Origin of the sequence: Bradyrhizobium sp. SBR1B (assembly GCF_014198205.1) — a bacterium.
Lineage (GTDB): Bacteria > Pseudomonadota > Alphaproteobacteria > Rhizobiales > Xanthobacteraceae > Bradyrhizobium.
The window spans coordinates 101,147-118,667 of sequence record NZ_JACIHC010000015.1 but is presented as its reverse complement, the minus strand read 5'-3'; the positions used below and the strand labels follow the sequence as shown (position 1 = coordinate 118,667).

At 63.7% G+C, this 17,521-nt stretch carries 14 protein-coding genes and 3 tRNA genes; 11 read left to right on the top strand and 6 right to left on the bottom strand.

Translation table 11 applies throughout. The annotated features are described in order from the left end of the window. Positions 1–108 precede the first annotated feature (108 nt). The 3 genes from GGD61_RS29785 (at position 109) to GGD61_RS29775 (ending at position 3,488) form a co-directional block, all read left to right on the top strand. Complete coding sequence (locus tag GGD61_RS29785; protein ID WP_183231725.1) at positions 109–1,530, top strand: nodulation protein NfeD; 1,422 nt, start codon at positions 109–111, stop codon at positions 1,528–1,530. Then, positions 1,527–2,288: a slipin family protein gene (locus tag GGD61_RS29780; protein ID WP_018320108.1), complete on the top strand. Its 762-nt coding sequence runs from the start codon at positions 1,527–1,529 to the stop codon at positions 2,286–2,288. Before GGD61_RS29785 ends, GGD61_RS29780 begins: the two co-directional genes overlap by 4 nt. Positions 2,289–2,369: 81 nt before the next feature. Continuing rightward, positions 2,370–3,488 carry a type II asparaginase gene (locus GGD61_RS29775; RefSeq protein ID WP_092257375.1) on the top strand — a complete coding sequence of 373 codons (1,119 nt, stop codon included), beginning with the start codon at positions 2,370–2,372 and terminating at the stop codon, positions 3,486–3,488. 83 nt (positions 3,489–3,571) lie between these two features. Here GGD61_RS29775 and glnA read toward each other — a convergent pair whose 3' ends face one another. Both glnA and GGD61_RS29765 read right to left on the bottom strand, forming a co-directional pair. Continuing rightward, entirely contained in the window at positions 3,572–4,981 is a 1,410-nt protein-coding gene (gene glnA, locus GGD61_RS29770; protein ID WP_018320110.1) for a type I glutamate--ammonia ligase, read from the bottom strand. A gap of 151 nt (positions 4,982–5,132) precedes the next feature. Beyond that, positions 5,133–5,471 carry a P-II family nitrogen regulator gene (locus tag GGD61_RS29765; protein ID WP_007603495.1) on the bottom strand — a complete coding sequence of 113 codons (339 nt, stop codon included), beginning with the start codon at positions 5,469–5,471 and terminating at the stop codon, positions 5,133–5,135. Between the two features lie 382 nt (positions 5,472–5,853). Here GGD61_RS29765 and GGD61_RS29760 point away from each other — a divergent pair, with 382 nt between their 5' ends. Then, on the top strand, positions 5,854–7,353 hold the full coding sequence (locus GGD61_RS29760; RefSeq protein WP_018320111.1) for a bifunctional ADP-dependent NAD(P)H-hydrate dehydratase/NAD(P)H-hydrate epimerase: 1,500 nt from the start codon (positions 5,854–5,856) through the stop codon (positions 7,351–7,353). A 195-nt stretch (positions 7,354–7,548) separates the two neighbouring features. Here the strand turns inward: GGD61_RS29760 and GGD61_RS29755 are convergent, their stop codons facing one another. Next, positions 7,549–8,877 (bottom strand): multicopper oxidase family protein, encoded by a 1,329-nt coding sequence (locus GGD61_RS29755; protein WP_183231724.1) that lies wholly within the window; start codon positions 8,875–8,877, stop codon positions 7,549–7,551. Positions 8,878–9,031: 154 nt separating this feature from the next. On the opposite strand from GGD61_RS29755, the gene GGD61_RS29750 reads away from it, so the two are divergent. The 3 genes from GGD61_RS29750 (at position 9,032) to GGD61_RS29740 (ending at position 11,591) form a co-directional block, all read left to right on the top strand. After that, positions 9,032–9,116, top strand: a tRNA-Leu gene (locus GGD61_RS29750). 172 nt (positions 9,117–9,288) lie between these two features. Then, positions 9,289–10,650, top strand: coding sequence for a trigger factor (tig, locus tag GGD61_RS29745; RefSeq protein ID WP_092257370.1), 1,362 nt, complete (start codon positions 9,289–9,291; stop codon positions 10,648–10,650). A gap of 305 nt (positions 10,651–10,955) precedes the next feature. Further along, positions 10,956–11,591: an ATP-dependent Clp protease proteolytic subunit gene (locus GGD61_RS29740; protein ID WP_018320117.1), complete on the top strand. Its 636-nt coding sequence runs from the start codon at positions 10,956–10,958 to the stop codon at positions 11,589–11,591. Between the two features lie 68 nt (positions 11,592–11,659). Here GGD61_RS29740 and GGD61_RS29735 read toward each other — a convergent pair whose 3' ends face one another. Further along, positions 11,660–11,881, bottom strand: a complete 222-nt coding sequence (locus GGD61_RS29735) for a hypothetical protein (RefSeq protein ID WP_143109056.1) — start codon at positions 11,879–11,881, stop codon at positions 11,660–11,662. 178 nt (positions 11,882–12,059) lie between these two features. Between GGD61_RS29735 and clpX the strand changes: the two genes are divergently transcribed. The 3 genes from clpX (at position 12,060) to GGD61_RS29720 (ending at position 16,558) form a co-directional block, all read left to right on the top strand. After that, entirely contained in the window at positions 12,060–13,331 is a 1,272-nt protein-coding gene (clpX, locus tag GGD61_RS29730; RefSeq protein WP_018320118.1) for an ATP-dependent Clp protease ATP-binding subunit ClpX, read from the top strand. 326 nt (positions 13,332–13,657) lie between these two features. Continuing rightward, the gene (lon, locus tag GGD61_RS29725) at positions 13,658–16,081 is read left to right on the top strand and encodes an endopeptidase La (RefSeq protein ID WP_018320119.1); all 2,424 of its coding nucleotides are present in this window, start codon (positions 13,658–13,660) and stop codon (positions 16,079–16,081) included. A 72-nt stretch (positions 16,082–16,153) separates the two neighbouring features. Next, positions 16,154–16,558, top strand: a complete 405-nt coding sequence (locus GGD61_RS29720) for a GFA family protein (protein ID WP_092257367.1) — start codon at positions 16,154–16,156, stop codon at positions 16,556–16,558. Positions 16,559–16,679: 121 nt separating this feature from the next. Here the strand turns inward: GGD61_RS29720 and GGD61_RS29715 are convergent. Further along, positions 16,680–16,756 (bottom strand) — tRNA-Val (locus GGD61_RS29715). A gap of 118 nt (positions 16,757–16,874) precedes the next feature. Beyond that, entirely contained in the window at positions 16,875–17,237 is a 363-nt protein-coding gene (locus GGD61_RS29710; protein WP_092257364.1) for a hypothetical protein, read from the bottom strand. A 122-nt stretch (positions 17,238–17,359) separates the two neighbouring features. Between GGD61_RS29710 and GGD61_RS29705 the strand changes: the two genes are divergently transcribed. Beyond that, a tRNA-Val gene (locus tag GGD61_RS29705) sits at positions 17,360–17,439 on the top strand. Positions 17,440–17,521 lie beyond the last annotated feature (82 nt).

Below are 17,521 nucleotides of genomic sequence, written 5' to 3'. Positions count from 1 at the left end.
GGGGCGGTTTCCATTGCATCGCACAATCACGACAGGGGCCTGCACCAGCACACGGCTGCATTGAGGTTCGAGAGACCAACACCATATGCTCTGCAAGGGAGCCCTGCCGTGCAGACCATGAAGGCGGCCCTCGTTGCGGCGATTGGCGTCGTTGCTTTGATCTGCTGCCTCCTTCCCAGCTCAGCGGAGGAGAACAGCCGCCTTGCACTGATTGTGTCGATCGAAGGGGCCATTGGCCCTGCGTCGGCCAGTTACGTGAAGGAGGCCTTGGCCAAGGCAAGCGAACGGCGCGCCGAGGTCGTGCTTCTGAGAATCAACACGCCCGGCGGTCTTAATTCCAGCATGCGCGAGATCATTGCGGATGTGCTGGCCTCGCCCGTCCCTGTCGTCGGTTACGTCGCTCCCTCCGGCGCCCACGCGGCGAGCGCGGGGACCTATATCCTCTATGCGACCCATATCGCGGCGATGGCGCCGGGCACCAATATCGGTGCGGCAACGCCGGTGCAGATTGGCGGACCGCTGCCGGGGCTGCCGAGCGGTACACCGGACAAGGGCAGCAAGGACAAGAAGGACGGCGACCAGCAGAGCGAGCCCAAGGATCCGTCCAAGGATCAGTTCAAGGATGCGATGACGGCAAAGGTGACCAATGACGCGGTTGCCTTCATCCGCAGCCTTGCGGAGCTGCGTGGCCGCAATGCGGACTGGGCGGAGAAGGCGGTCCGTGAGGCCGCCACTCTCTCTGCCAACGGTGCGCTGCAGTCCCATGCCATCGAACTCGTCGCACGCGATCAGGCTGAATTGCTGAGGCAGCTCGATGGCCGCGTGGTCGAGGTTGCAGGCGGCAAGACGCAACGTCTCGCGACGAAGGATGCGGTCGTCGAAGCCATCGACCCCGGATGGATATCCCGCTTCCTGGCGGTCATCACCGATCCGAATGTGGCGTTCATTCTCCTGATGGTCGGCATCTACGGCCTGATCTTCGAGTTCATGTCTCCCGGAGCCGTCGCTCCCGGCGTGGTCGGCGCGATCTGCCTGCTGATCGGTCTCTATGCGCTCAATTTGCTGCCGATCAACTATGCCGGCCTTGCCCTGATGCTGGTTGGCATCGTGCTTCTCACGGTCGAAGCCTTCAATCCGACGGTGGTGATCGGTCTCGGGGGGATCATCGCTTTCGTGCTGGGAGCGCTGATGCTCTTCAGGGTCGAGGCGCCCGGCTACCACCTGTCGTGGTGGGTGATCGGCACCACGGCAGCCGTGTTCGCCGGCTTTGCTCTGGTCGTGCTTGGTTCGCTTAGACGTGCCGCCCGGGCTCCGGAGCGGGTCGGCGCGCAGGCGATGCGAGGCTTGCCCGCCGAGGTTCTCGACTGGAGTGGGAGCGAAGGTCACGTCTTCGCTCATGGCGAGCGCTGGCAGGCGCGCGGCGCCGAAACGTTCAAGCCCGGAGAGACGGTCGAAGTCGCGAACGTCGTCGACCTGACGCTGCTGATACGGCGCGCACCGGCCAGGACCGGTGAGGGAGGTACATCATGATGCTGGAATATCTGACTTATGCGGCGCTTCTGCTGCTTGTCATCATGTTTCTATCCCAGGCTATTCGAATCCTTCGCGAATACGAGCGTGGCGTCATCTTCACGCTCGGCCGTTTTACCGGCGTGAAGGGCCCGGGCCTCATCATCCTCATTCCGGTCGTGCAGCAACTCGTCAAGGTCGACCTCCGGGTAATGGTGCAGGTCGTGCCGCCGCAGGACGTGATTTCGCGGGACAACGTGTCCGTCAAGGTCAACGCCGTTCTGTACTTCCGCATCGTCGACCCCGAACGTGCCATCATCAAGGTCGGCGATTACATGGCCGCCACCAGCCAGCTCGCGCAGACGACGTTGCGCTCGGTGCTCGGCAAGCACGAGCTCGACGAGATGCTTGCCGAGCGCGACAGGTTGAACGCCGACATCCAGGAGATCCTCGACAAGCAGACCGACGTCTGGGGCATCAAGGTGACCGGCATCGAGATCAAGGACGTCGATATCAACGAAACCATGGTGCGCGCGATTGCCAAACAGGCGGAGGCGGAACGGTTGCGGCGCGCCAAGGTGATCAATGCGATGGGCGAGCAGCAGGCTGCCGAAAAGCTCGTCGAGGCCGGCCGGATTCTCGCGCAGGAGCCTCAGGCGATGCAGCTGCGTTATTTTGCGGCCCTGCACGATATTGCGGGCGAACGGTCGTCGACTGTGGTCTTTCCGCTGCCGACGGGCTTGCTCGACCATTTTATGCCGCGGCGGGATAATCCTTAGCGACAAGCATTGGGCTGACCCATCTTCGGCCCCATTGGGCGTGTCGAATATCGCTCCCAACTTGAACGGGAGGAGAATTCGATGACGAAGCATGCCGCCAGACCCGCAATCCACCGCCGAAATCGGCCGTTAATCCTCGCCGTTCCGCTGATCGCCCTCGCGCTTTGGTCGTGGGGGATCGCGACGGCGCTGGCTGCGGAATCTGCCGGCCTGCCGCGTATTCTCGTGCTTGCGACCGGCGGCACCATCGCAGGCCAGGCCGACGCGCGTGCGACCGGCGCCTACAAATCCGGCCAGATCACGGGCGAGCAGCTGATGCAATCGGTGCCGGGCCTGGACAAGCTCGCAAAGCTGAATGCCGAGCAGATCTCGTCGATCGGATCCCAGGACATGAACGACAAGGTCTGGTTTGCGCTGGCCCGTCGCATCCAGGAGGCCTTCGACAAGAACGAGGCCGATGCAATCGTCATCACCCACGGCACCGACACGCTGGAGGAGACCGCGTTCTTTCTCGACAACGTGGTGCGCGGCGACAAGCCGGTGGTGATCGTCGGCTCGATGCGGCCGGCGACGGCGGTGAGCGCCGACGGTCCCGGCAATCTCTACGAGGCGGTGCAGGTGGCGGCCGACCCGCGCTCGCGCGGCCGCGGTGTGCTGGCGGTGCTGAACGACAAGATTCAGGGCGCGCGCTCGGTCACCAAGACCAACACCACCAGCATCGAGACGTTCAGTTCCGCCAATGACGGCCCGGTCGGCTATGTCGACACCGCCGGCGGCATTCGCTTCATGGCGCAGGCTCAAGGTCTCAAGCGCGCGACCTATCAGCTTCCGGCCGGCGAGCAATTGCCGCGCGTCGCGATCGTCTACTCGCACGCCAACATGGACGCCGTTCCGATCGAGGATGCCATTTCGCACGGCGCCAAGGGCATCGTGCTGGCCGGCGTCGGCGACGGCAACACCTCGAAGCCGGCGCTCGACGCGCTCGAAGCGGCGGCGAAGAAGGGCATCATCGTGGTTCGCTCGACGCGGGTTCGCTCGGGTTTCGTCACGAGGAACGTCGAGGTCGACGACGACAAGAACGGCTTCGTCGTGTCCGAGGACCTCAATCCGCAGAAGGCGCGCGTGCTCACGCAATTGCTGATCGCGGGCGGCGTGACGGCGCCGGCCGAGCTGCAGAAGGCTTTTACGGCGACCTGGTAGCGGGCAGGTCGTACACGCTACGATTCAAACGAAAAGGCGCTCCTTGCGGAGCGCCTTTTGCTTGTCGCAGACGTCCGGGCTGCTTAGCCCGAATAGTACATCTCGAACTCGACCGGATGCGGGGTCATTTCGAAGCGGGCGACTTCGGTCATCTTCAGCTCGATATAGGCGTCGATGAAGTCGTCGTCGAACACGCCGCCGGCCTTGAGGAAGCCGCGGTCCTTGTCAAGGTTTTCCAGCGCCTCGCGCAAGCTACCGCACACGGTCGGGATCTGCTTCAGCTCTTCCTTCGGCAGGTCGTAGAGGTCCTTGTCCATCGCCGGACCCGGATCGATCTTGTTCTTGATGCCGTCGAGGCCGGCCATCAGCATCGCGGCGAAGCCGAGATACGGGTTGGCCATCGGATCGGGGAAGCGCACCTCGACGCGCTTGGCCTTCGGCGAAGCGGTGTAGGGGATGCGGCAGGAGGCCGAGCGGTTGCGCGCGGAGTAGGCGAGCAGCACCGGGGCCTCATAGCCCGGGACCAGACGCTTGTAGGAGTTGGTCGACGGGTTGGTGAAGGCGTTGATCGCCTTGGCGTGCTTGATGATGCCGCCGATGTAATGCAGGCAGGTCTCCGACAGGTCGGCGTATTTGTTGCCGGCGAACACCGGCTTGCCGTCCTTCCAGATCGACTGGTGCACGTGCATGCCCGAGCCGTTGTCGCCGAAGATCGGCTTCGGCATGAAGGTGGCGGTCTTGCCGTAGATGTGCGCGACCTGGTGGATGCAGTACTTGTAGATCTGCATGTGGTCGGCCATCAGCGTCAGCGTGTCGAACTTCATGCCGAGCTCGTGCTGGGCTGAAGCGACCTCGTGGTGATGCTTCTCGACCTTGACGCCCATCTTGGCCATGGCGCCGAGCATTTCCGACCGCATGTCCTGCACCGAGTCCTGCGGCGGCACGGGGAAGTAGCCGCCCTTGGTGCGGATGCGGTGGCCGAGATTGCCGCCTTCATATTCGGTGTCGGAATTGGTCGGCAGCTCCGAGGAGTCGAGGCGGAAACCGGTCTTGTAGGGCTCTGCCGAATAGCGCACGTCGTCGAACACGAAGAACTCGGCTTCGGGTCCGACGAACACGCTGTCGCCCACGCCCATCGACTTCACCATGGCCTCGGCCTTCTTGGCGATGCCGCGGGGGTCGCGGTTGTAGGGCTCGCCGGTGGTCGGCTCGAGCACGTCGCAGGTGATGACCATGGTGGTCTCGGCGAAGAACGGGTCGATCGTCGCGGTGACCGGATCGGGCATCAGGCACATGTCGGACTCGTTGATCGCCTTCCAGCCGGCGATCGAGGAGCCGTCGAACATCGTTCCTTCGGCGAAGATGTCATCGTCGATCATGCTGACGTCGAACGTCACATGCTGCCACTTGCCGCGCGGATCGGTGAAGCGCAGGTCGACGTACTTGACGTCGTTGTCCTTGATCGATTTCAGGACGTCTTTGGCGGTCTTCATGCATACCCCTTTTGGCTCTGCGGGTCGGTTTCCAGATGAGCAAAATTATTCTCGCTCGGGCGAGTTTTGCGCGACCGCACAAACGAAATCAGGCCGCCGAAGCAGCCTTCTTTCTAGTCGGAGTGTCGCAAAATTCGGGATAGCACCCGTCTCAGATAGCGTCCAGCCCGGATTCGCCGGTTCGGATGCGGATCGCCTCTTCGATGTTGGAGACGAAGATCTTACCATCGCCGATGCGACCGGTCTGCGCTGCGCGGCGGATGGCGTCGATGGCGCGCTCGACCAGATCGTCGCCGATCACGATCTCGATCTTCACCTTGGGCAGGAAGTCGACGATGTATTCTGCGCCGCGGTAGAGCTCGGCGTGCCCCTTCTGCCGGCCAAAGCCCTTGGCTTCGGTGACGGTGATGCCCTGAAGGCCGACTTCCTGAAGCGCTTCCTTCACCTCGTCGAGCTTGAATGGCTTGATGATGGCTTCGATTTTCTTCACTGCGCGCCTCCCGGCCTTTCGATCAAATAGCAACGTCTTCGTCAGGATGCGCTTTTCTTAACGCACGATCTTGTCTTCGCTATGCCGGGATCCCTGACCAATCCGGCAACAACGGCCGGCCACACTTTGATAAATGCCAGTGAGCACGACGAACCGAAGCGGCTTCCTCGAAAGCAGGGTCTATGCCAAGTTGCAAATGCCCTGATTATTGGAGCGTTATCAGCCTTTTAACGAGCATCTCTGAGTAGTGGTGCCGACCTGCACAAAATACCGAAGACTACGAAATAGGCAAACGGTTCAATATGTGTGCAGATCGATGTTCCCGAGGGTGGGGCGGCACGGAACGTGCCTGTTGAAAAGGCGTTTGGACCAGGGAAGTGGCATGGAAGTTCTGACCACCGCTGAAATGCAGCGCGCCGACCAGCTCACCATCGCGGCCGGCACGCCCGGTTTCAAGTTGATGCTGAGCGCGGGCCAGGCCGTCACCGATGCCGCCCAGGCGCTGGTGGAGGAGGGGCCGATCCTGATCGTGGCCGGCCCCGGCAACAATGGCGGTGATGGTTTTGTCGCAGCCGCCGAGCTCGCCGCGCAGGGGCGGGAGGTCTCAGTCATCCTGATGTGCGAGCGCGACCAGCTCCAGGGCGACGCGGCCTCCGCCGCGCGCGGCTGGAAGCACCCGGTACTTCCGTTCAATCCGCAGGCGATCGGACGGCCGGCGCTGATCATCGATGCGCTGTTCGGCGCGGGCCTCAGCCGTCCCGTCGATGGCGAGGCGCGCGCGATGATCGAGGCGATCAACGCCAACGGCGCCCCCGTGCTCGCGGTCGACCTGCCGAGCGGCATCAACGGCACCAGTGCGGCGGTGATGGGCGCGGCGGTGAACGCCACCGAGACCGTCACCTTCTTCCGCAAGAAGCCGGCGCATCTCTTGCTCCCCGGCCGGATGCATTGCGGCCGCGTGCGCGTCGCCGACATCGGCATCGACGCGCAGGTGCTCGACGAGATCGCGCCGCAGACGTTCGAGGACGATCCGGATGTCTGGGGCGCCGCTTTTCCGGTGCCGCGTATCGACGGCCACAAATACGCGCGGGGGCATGTGTTGGCGGTCTCCGGCGATGCGGCGGCGACCGGCGCTGCGCGGCTGGCCGCGCGCGGTGCACTGCGGGCAGGGGCGGGCCTGGTAACGCTGGCGAGCCCGCGCGATGCGCTCGCGATCAATGCGGCCGCGCTCACGGCCGTCATGGTTCGCCCCGTCGATACCGTCGTCGAGTTCGGCGAGCTGCTCGGCGACAAGCGCTACAACACCTGCATGATCGGCCCCGGCGCGGGCATCGGCGAGCGCACCTGCGATCTCGTTCACACCGCGCTCGGTGCGCAGCGTCGTCTGGTGCTCGATGCCGATGCCCTGACGAGCTTTGCCGCAACCCCCGAGCGCCTGTTCGAATCGATCAAGTCCTCGCAAGACATTGCGGTGGTGCTGACCCCGCACGAGGGCGAATTTCCGCGCCTGTTCTCCGACCTCAGCAACAAATTTCCGGGCCGCTCCAAGCTGGAGCGCGTGCGAGATGCCGCCGAGCGCTCCGGCGCCGTCGTGCTCCTGAAGGGACCCGACACCACGATCGCCGCCCCCGACGGCCGCGCGACCATCGCCGCCAACGCGCCGCCCTGGCTCGCCACCGCGGGCGCCGGCGACGTGCTCGCCGGCATCATCGCAGGGCTGCTGGCGCAAGGCGTGCCGGCGTTCGAGGCCGCCAGCATCGGCGTCTGGATGCATGGCGAGGCGGGACGCGAAGCCGGGCCAGGCCTGATCGCAGAGGACCTGACCGAGACGCTGCCGGCCGTGCACCGGCGGATTTATGATGCGCTGGGGGTGGAGTACTAAGCTGTTCGCTACGGCGGGTAGGATGGGTAGAGCGCAGCGAGACCGATCCTACAAGAGACTTACCACCGCAGCAGTCCCGTAGGGTGGGCAAAGCGAAGCGTGCCCACGTGCCTCCCGAAAAATTAAAAATGGTGGGCACGGCGCGAAGAGCGCCTTTGCCCACCCTACCGGAGCCGAGCGCTGAGCGCGCTTAGCTCACTCCACCCCATACCAGCGCACCAGCCGCGGCGCGGCCCAGTCCGTGACGACGGATTCGATCAGCCATTGTCCGGATGCGGTCGCCGCGAAGGCGATGCGCTGGGTCTGGCCGGGCTCGACCGCGAGCGTGTCGAGCCAGTAGGGCTTCCAGCCGTCGTCGAGCTTGTCGAGCAGGCGGAAGTGGTGGCCGTGCAGATGGAAGACGGTCGACATTGGGCCGGGGTTCTTGAGGGCCAGCACGACGGTGCGGCCGGGCTTAGCGCGGAAGGCCGGGGCGGAGGATCTGGAGAAGTCGGCACACCGTGCCCACCCAGCATCGGCCGCGCCGAGCGCGACATCGAACCGCAGGGCGCCTCTGAGATCGAGCTTGTCGGGCAGGTCGTTGGAAGGAAGCGGCTGCGGCGGCAACAGCGGCGCGCGGCGCTCCAGCCTGCCGGAGACGGCAAGCGAGCCGATCGGATGCGCCTCCTTGCCGTCATGGAGCAGAATCGGGGCCGAGCTGGCCGCATCCACGATGGCATCGGCACGCCCGCCCGGGGCCAGGACCAGAGCGCCATTGCGCGCCGGAAACGGTTCGGCTGGTTGTCCGTCCAGGGCCATCACCCGGACGTCGTGGTTTTCTAATCTGATCGCCAGAACAGTGCGTTGGGAGCCGTTGATAAAGCGCAGCCGCAAACGCTCGCCAGCTGCAGCTGAGAGTTCAAATGAAGTCTGCCCGTTAAGCGTATAGAGCGGCGTCGCGTCCTTTGGAGCGCGTCCCGGGGGGAGTGCCGTGCCGTCCGGCCGCAGCCGCCACTCCTCGATCAGCAGGACCTCGTCGCGATCGACGGCGCTAGCGTTTGCCTCCTGCGCGATGACCGGAAGCGGGCGCGCTGGCCGCGCCAGGACGTCCTCGAACAGGCGGAAGTCTGCCAGCAGGGTTCCCGCGTTTAGTACTGAAATAATTGAAGTTTCGGTCGTCCCCGGCGGGGCGGGCGCGCGCCCGCGCAGCGGGTCGGCCGCGGCTGGGCCATTGAGGCCGTACCAGGTTGGGGCAAGCGGGACAGGCAGGTCGTTGCGAAACACCACCTCGCAGCGATCGCCGCGCTTGAGACGGACGTTCCCGAGGTGGCTTACGGCGGCCAGCTCCCAGATTGGTGTAGCGGGCTGACCCGGCCTGAGAGCCAGGGTTTGCGGCCTTGCCTGAAGGGAAAGCTGGGCGGTCAGGGCCGGCGCGGCACTGCTGGCGACCAACCCGGCCGCCGAGGCGCCAAGCCCGGTGCCAAGCCCGGCGGCAAGGCCGGCCAAAAGCTCACGTCGGGTCGGGTCAAAGAACCGCGTTTTCATGGGCCGATCCGGACCACGCCACGCTGGATAAGTCCAGCCATCGTGCCTACGTAAAGCCTGCCTCCATCGGGCCATTTTTTTGCTGCGAACAGTCAGGCACATGTTATAAGCCCGGCCGCCCGCGGCATCGCGGCCGGTTTGGATGCAAATTCACGCGGGCGTGGCGGAACTGGTAGACGCGCTGGATTTAGGTTCCAGTGACGAAAGTTGTGGGGGTTCGAGTCCCTCCGCCCGCACCAAGCGCTTATCGCGTTTGCACGGATTACGAGACCTGCTTTCGCGCGGAGTTTGTCCGCCGGGAGCCGGTTCGATGAAGCACCGGCGTTGAGGCGTTTGCCTCGCGCCGGATCGATTGATGACAGCGTCCCGATGCATGCGCGCCGGGACCGAACGAGAAGAAGATTGGACGCCATGCAGGTCACAGAGACCCTCTCGGAAGGTTTGAAGCACGAGTTCAAGATCAGCGTTCCCGCGTCTGATCTCGACGCCAAGGCTGGTGCCAAGCTCGTTGACCTCAAGGACAAGGTCCGCATCAACGGCTTCCGTCCCGGCAAGGTGCCGGTTGCTCACCTGAAGAAGGTCTACGGCCGCTCGGTGATGGCCGAGACCATCGACCAGACCATCCGCGACACCAACACGCAGCTGTTCTCCGAGCGCGGCTTCCGCCTTGCGACCGAGCCCAAGATCACCATGCCGAGCGAGCAGGCCGAGGTCGAGGAGCTCCTGAGCGGCAAGACCGATCTCACCTACACGGTTGCGATCGAGGTGGTGCCGGCAATCGCGCTCGCCGACTTCAAGTCCTTCCAGGTCGAGAAGCCCGTCGCTGATGTCACCGACGCCGATGTCGACGAGGCGATCAAGCGCATCGCCGACACCAACCGCGGCTATGCCGCGAAGGCCGAGGGCGAAAAGGCCGCCTCCGGCGACCGCGTCACCATCAACTTCAAGGGCTCCATCAACGGCGAAGTCTTCGAGGGCGGCACCGGCGAAGGCATCCAGGTCGTGATCGGCTCCAACACCTTCATTCCCGGCTTCGAGGAGCAACTGATCGGCATCGGCGCGGGCGAGACCCGCACGCTGAAGGTGTCGTTCCCGAAGAACTACATGAACGACAAGCTCGCCGGCCAGCCGGCCGAGTTCGAGACCACCGCGACCTCGATCGAGGCGCCGCAGGACATCGCGATCGACGACGAGTTCGCCAAGACGCTTGGCCTGGAATCGCTGGACAAGCTCAAGGAAGCCGCGCGCGAGCGTCTGAACGTCGAGTTCGCCGGCGCGACGCGCCAGCGCGTCAAGCGCGCGCTGCTCGACCGCCTCGACGAAGCCCATCGCTTCGAGGCGCCGCCCTCGCTGGTCGACGAGGAGTTCAATCTGATGTGGAACTCGGTCAAGGCCGAGATGGACTCCGCCGGCAAGACCTTTGCCGACGAGGACACCACTGAAGACAAGGCCAAGGAGGAGTACCGCAAGATCGCCGACCGCCGCGTGCGGCTCGGTCTCGTGCTCTCCGAGATCGGCGAGAAGAACAAGATCACCGTGACCGACGACGAGGTCGGCCGCGCCGTGATCGAGCGCGCCCGCTCGATGCCCGGCCGCGAGAAGGAGGTCTGGGACTATTACCGCAGCAACGCCCAGGCGTTGGCCCAGCTCCGTGCACCGATCTATGAGGACAAGGTCGTCGACTTCATCCTCGAGCTCGCCAACGTGACCGAGAAGAAGGTCTCGCGCGAGGACCTCTACAAGGACGACGAAGCGGAAAAGACCGCGGCCTGAGGCCCGTTCCGATACCATCGGAATGGGGCTCTGAGGCAGCCATCCATTAAGGATGATCAGCGAAGAGGCCCAGCTAGCCAGATGGCCGGCTGGGCCTCTTTGTGCGAATCAGCTTCAACTGCCCGACGGATTAAGCCTTAATGCGCTCCGCACTTGTCAGGCGCGAATTGGGCTATATCTGTCGGTACGCCTTCTACCTCTACCAAGTTCCTGCATCACGGGACGTCCATCGGCCTTCAGCAGATCCAGCTCAAACTGGCAGTCAAGCCTGGCGATGTCCGCCTCTTAAAAACCCTAGGTGACTCATGCGCGATCCGGTTGAAACCTACATGAACCTCGTGCCCATGGTGGTCGAGCAGACCAACCGTGGCGAGCGCGCCTACGACATCTTCTCGCGCCTCTTGAAGGAGCGCATCATCTTCCTGACCGGTCCGGTCGAGGATGGCATGTCGACGCTGGTCGTCGCACAGCTGTTGTTCCTCGAGGCGGAAAATCCGAAGAAGGAAATCTCGATGTACATCAACTCGCCGGGCGGCGTGGTGACGTCGGGCCTTGCGATCTACGACACCATGCAGTTCATCCGCCCGCCGGTCTCGACGCTGTGCACGGGGCAGGCGGCCTCGATGGGTTCGCTGCTGCTCGCCGCCGGCGAGAAGGACATGCGCTTCTCCCTGCCGAACGCGCGCATCATGGTGCATCAACCCTCCGGCGGCTTCCAGGGCCAGGCCACCGACATCATGCTGCACGCGCAGGAAATCCTGAACCTGAAGAAGCGGCTCAACGAGATCTACGTGAAGCACACCGGCCAGACCTACAAGGCGATCGAGGACGCGCTGGAACGCGACAAGTTCCTGACCGCGAACGACGCCAAGGAGTTCGGCCTGGTCGACAAGGTCATCGACAAGCGTGCCGAGGAACCGGCGGCGGCGAAGACCCCGTAGCACTACTGGGGCTCTTCGGCGATCCCTTGTCAGGCCCTTGGGCAACTCCTTGGGATCGCCTCATACCGTCAGTTGGCGTTCACGCTATGGACGCGTGCGCGCGTCGCAAAACGGTATTTGCGCCCTGCGACAAGCAGAAAGTTCCGCTTTCGTGCTTGTTTTTCGTGGTAATCCAGCAACGCCGGGGTGATTTCGATCACTTCGCCCGTGCCAAGACCGGAAATCACGGTATTGTCACGGGTAGCCGGCGACCCCCGATTAGCGAATTCTTGATAGTCGGGTGACAGCATGGTTGGCTACGATTGATCGGCTATGATCGCGGAGAATCGAGTGACCGTGATTCGCACGGGATGTAACGCGTAGGGTCTTTTTTGGTACGGAATTTGCTCTACTTAAGCTTCATGCCGACCATCGTGTCGGAATGGAGCGATCGAGCGGAACGGGATCGAACCGCGGACGGAGACATGAATGAGTAAGGTCGGCACGAGCGACTCCAAGAACACGCTATATTGCTCGTTCTGCGGCAAGAGCCAGCACGAAGTCCGCAAACTGATCGCGGGTCCCACGGTCTTCATCTGCGACGAGTGCGTCGAGCTCTGCATGGACATCATCCGCGAGGAAAACAAATCCTCGCTGGTCAAGTCGCGCGACGGCATTCCGACGCCGAAGGAAATCTGCAAGGTCCTGGACGACTACGTGATCGGCCAGAGCCATGCGAAGAAGGTCCTGTCGGTCGCGGTGCACAACCACTACAAGCGCCTCAACCACCAGACCAAGCACAACGACGTCGAGCTCGCGAAGTCGAACATCCTGCTGATCGGTCCGACCGGCTCGGGCAAGACGCTGCTCGCGCAGACGCTCGCCCGCATCCTGGACGTGCCGTTCACCATGGCCGATGCGACGACGCTGACCGAGGCCGGCTATGTCGGCGAGGACGTCGAGAACATCATCCTGAAGCTGCTCCAGGCCGCCGACTACAACGTCGAGCGCGCCCAGCGCGGCATCGTCTACATCGACGAAATCGACAAGATCAGCCGCAAGTCCGACAACCCCTCGATCACGCGCGACGTGTCGGGTGAGGGCGTGCAGCAGGCGCTGCTCAAGATCATGGAAGGTACGGTGGCTTCGGTCCCGCCGCAGGGCGGCCGCAAGCATCCGCAGCAGGAATTCCTGCAGGTGGATACCACCAACATCCTGTTCATCTGCGGCGGTGCCTTCGCCGGCCTCGAGAAGATCATCTCGGCGCGCGGACGGTCGACCTCGATCGGCTTCGCAGCCCAGGTAATGGCGCCGGAAGACCGCCGGACTGGCGAGATCTTCCGCCACGTCGAGCCTGAGGATCTCCTGAAGTACGGCCTCATCCCCGAGTTCGTCGGGCGTCTGCCGGTCGTGGCGACGCTCGAGGACCTCGATGAGACCTCGCTGAAGAAGATCCTCACCGAGCCGAAGAACGCGCTGGTGAAACAGTACCAGCGGCTGTTCGAGATGGAGAACATCGAGCTGACCTTCGCCGACGAGGCGCTTGGCGCGGTTGCCCGCAAGGCGATCGAGCGCAAGACCGGTGCGCGGGGCCTTCGTTCGATCCTCGAGGCGATCCTGCTCGAGACCATGTTCGATCTGCCGGGCCTGGAAGGTGTGGAAGAGGTCGTGATTTCGCGCGAAGTCGTGGAAGGAACGGCGCGTCCGCTCTACATCTACGCCGATCGGTCCGATCGCGCCGTCGAGAACGCCAGCGCCTGATCTTTCGGCGCTGGAACGCTCCAATTGTATCCTCAAACTGGGCTGCGGAAATGTATCTCCGCAGCCGGTGTTGCGTCGCTTACCGCGTTGCGTAAGCGCCTGATGGCGCGCGTTTTTCAATGACTTGACACCCCCCGGGTCGATAGCCACCTAATGTCGGCGGCGAGCGAAAATTCTCTTCCAGATTCGCCTCAGTTCCGATCCGGCGAGCCGGTCCAACGCGATAAACGGACCGATCGGTTTTGCGGATCACCTCGGCACCTTGTGGCGGTTGCGCATGAGCATGGCGGGCTGCGTGCAAGGGGGCAAAGCAAAAGGAAAAGGCCATGACTAATCCAAAACCCAGGCCAACCATCGTTCATGGCGAAACGCACGCCTATCCCGTGCTGCCGCTGCGCGACATCGTCGTCTTCCCGCACATGATCGTTCCGCTCTTCGTCGGTCGCGAGAAGTCGATCCGCGCGCTCGAAGAGGTGATGAAGAACGACGCGCTGATCATGCTCGCGACGCAGAAGAACGCGTCCGACGATGATCCGGCGCCCGACGCCATTTACGAGACCGGTACGCTTGCCAGCGTGCTGCAGCTCTTGAAGCTTCCCGACGGCACCGTGAAGGTGCTGGTCGAAGGGCTCGAGCGTGCGCGCGTGCAGAAATACACCGATCGCGCCGACTATTACGAAGCGACCGCCATTGCGCTGGCCGATACCGATGCGAAGTCGGTCGAGGCGGAAGCGCTGGCGCGCTCGGTCGTGTCCGACTTCGAGAGCTATGTGAAGCTCAACAAGAAGATCTCGGCCGAGGTCGTCGGCGTCGTGCAGGCGATCACCGATTTCGCCAAGCTCGCCGACACCGTTGCCTCGCATCTCGCGGTCAAGATCGCCGATCGCCAGGGTATCCTGGAGACTCTGTCCGTCACCACGCGCCTGGAGAAGGTGCTGGGCCTGATGGAGAGCGAGATCTCGGTGCTGCAGGTCGAGAAGCGCATCCGCTCACGCGTCAAGCGCCAGATGGAGAAGACCCAGCGCGAGTATTATCTCAACGAGCAGATGAAGGCGATCCAGAAGGAACTCGGCGACGACGACGGTCGCGACGAGCTCGCCGATCTCGAAGAGAAGATCGCCAAGACCAAGCTCTCCAAGGAAGCGCGCGAGAAGGCGCAGCATGAATTGAAGAAGCTGCGCCAGATGTCGCCGATGTCCGCGGAAGCGACCGTCGTGCGCAACTATCTGGATTGGCTGCTGTCGATCCCGTGGAACAAGAAGTCCAAGGTGAAGAAGGATCTGGAAGCGGCGCAAGCCATACTGGACTCCGATCACTACGGGCTGGAGAAGGTCAAGGAACGTATCGTCGAGTACCTGGCGGTGCAGTCGCGCGCCAACAAGCTCACGGGCCCGATCCTGTGCCTCGTCGGTCCTCCCGGCGTCGGCAAGACCTCGCTCGGCAAGTCGATCGCGAAGGCGACGGGGCGTGAGTTCGTGCGCGTCTCGCTTGGCGGCGTGCGTGACGAGGCCGAGATCCGCGGTCACCGCCGCACCTATATCGGCTCGATGCCCGGCAAGATCATCCAGTCGATGCGCAAGGCGAAGTCGTCCAATCCGCTGTTCCTGCTGGACGAGATCGACAAGATGGGCGCCGATTTCCGCGGCGATCCGTCCTCGGCTCTGCTCGAGGTCCTCGACCCCGAGCAGAACGGGACCTTCAACGACCACTATCTCGAGGTCGACTACGATCTGTCCAACGTGATGTTCATCACGACCGCGAATACGCTCAATATTCCGGGCCCGCTGATGGACCGCATGGAGATCATCCGGATCGCCGGCTACACCGAAAACGAGAAGGTCGAGATCGCGCGCAAGCATCTGATCCCGAACGCCGTGTCCAAGCACGGCCTGGACTCCAAGGAGTTCTCGATCGACGACGACGCGCTGCTGCTTCTGATCCGCCGCTACACCCGCGAGGCGGGCGTGCGTAACCTGGAGCGTGAGCTCTCCACACTCGCCCGCAAGGCGGTGAAGGAGCTGATGATCTCCAAGAAGAAGTCGGTCAAGGTCACCGAGAAGACTCTGGAAGAGTTGCTCGGCGTGCCGAAGTACCGCTTCGGCGAGATCGAGAGCGAGCCGCAGGTCGGCATCGTCACCGGCCTTGCCTGGACCGATGTCGGCGGCGAGTTGCTGACCATCGAAGGCGTCATGATGCCCGGCAAGGGCAAGATGACGGTCACGGGCAATCTGCGTGACGTGATGAAGGAGTCGATCTCGGCGGCGGCGTCCTACGTCCGCTCGCGCGCGATCAACTACGGCATCGAGCCGCCGATGTTCGATCGCCGCGACATCCACGTGCACGTGCCGGAGGGCGCGACGCCGAAGGACGGTCCGTCCGCGGGCGTCGCCATGGCCACCGCGATCATCTCGGTCATGACCGGCATCCCGGTCCGCCACGATGTCGCGATGACCGGCGAGATCACGCTGCGCGGCCGGGTGCTGCCGATCGGCGGCCTCAAGGAGAAGCTGCTGGCTGCGGCCCGCGGCGGCATCAAGACGGTGCTGATCCCCGAGGACAACGCCAAGGATCTCACGGAGATTTCCGATGCGATCAAGGGCGGCATGGAGATCATCCCGGTCTCGCGCCTCGACGACGTCGTCGCCAAGGCGCTGGTGAAGAAGCCGGTGCCGATCGTCTGGGAAGAGGACACCAAGGTGACGGTGAAGCCGGACGGCGACGAAGCCGCCGGCGGCCTGACCGCTCACTGAGGCTCAGCGAAAAGATGATAGAACGGCGCCTTCGGGCGCCGTTTTTGTTTTGGGGGCAGGGGGAGGAGGCCGATGCAGGTCGACGGGCAATGCCATTGCGGGACGATCACCTTCGAGGCCGAGGTCGATCCGGAGGCCGTCTCGGTCTGTCACTGCACCGATTGCCAGACGCTGACCGGCTCGCCGTTCCGGGTGACCGCCGTCTGTGCCGGCGCTGATGTCCGCCTGACCGGCGGCACACCCAAGATCTACGGCAAGCGCGGCGACAACGGCCGGATGCGCTTCCAGCACTTCTGCGCCGATTGCGGTTCCCCGCTGTTCACCAGCGGCGAGGGCGACCAGGCTGATGATTGGGGCATCCGCTGGGGCTCTATCCGCCAGCGCGACAAATTGCGCCCCGTCCGGCAGATCTGGTGCCAGTCTGCGGCGGTGTGGATCGACGCGGTGCCGCTGCTGCCAGGGAGGCCGCAGGATTGAGGTTGGCTTGCGACAGGCCCGCCTTCGCCCGTTGGGCTTCAGCGCGGCAGCCTTCGCTCGCTTCGCGCCACGAGCACGAATGCCGGCCTGCCGAGCCGTAGCTCGCGAAGCGAGCGAAGGCTGGTGGGCGGTCACGGATTCGAACCGCGGACCCTCTCGGTGTAAACGAGATGCTCTAACCAGCTGAGCTAACCGCCCCACGGCGCCTCTTTAGCGCCTCGGCGGGTGTCGGAGCAAGGGCCGAGCGCGCCCGAGGAGGCGGCGATCGTGCTCGCCGCCGCTGCGCAACGCCTCGGCCTGGAACCCCGCCTGATTGTCAGGCTGTCTTGGTGAACATCGTCAGGACACCGTCGGCGATATTGATCGCGACGACTTGCGACGAGCTCAAGCCCTTGGCCTTGAGCACGGAGGCCGCCTGTGGTGTGGCGTCGATGGACTGCCGGAGCGACTGGATGTCCTTGTCGCTTGTGTGCGCCACGAGTTCATCGACCTTCGCGCGGACGGCCGGCTGCAATTCCTTGACGTCGACAACCTGGATGCTGCGGATCTCCGTGCTGGACTGAGTGGACGGCTGTTCCGCGCCGGGTTGCGACGATGCGCCCTGTGCCTGCACGAGAGCCGGTGTTCCGAGGGAGAGAGCCGCAACGATGACGGACGCGGTGAATCTGCGCATGGGCATGCCTTTTCCAGTTTGAGGAACGGCGAAAGCTATCGACGAAATCTGGTTGGCATCTGATTCCGATGTGGCCGTTCGGTGAAACCAATGCGGCCGTAATGCGCGCGGATGAGACCGGCTGCGCAGGCTTCGGTGATGTCTACGGCAAGGGGGTAGCATCTCGTTTACACCGAGAGGGTCCGCGGTTCGAATCCGTGACCGCCCACCCGCCTTTGCTCGAAAGCGAGGCAACACTTCAACGTCGACGCCAAAAGGTCGAACAGCAATCAAACCACTCGACGAGGACA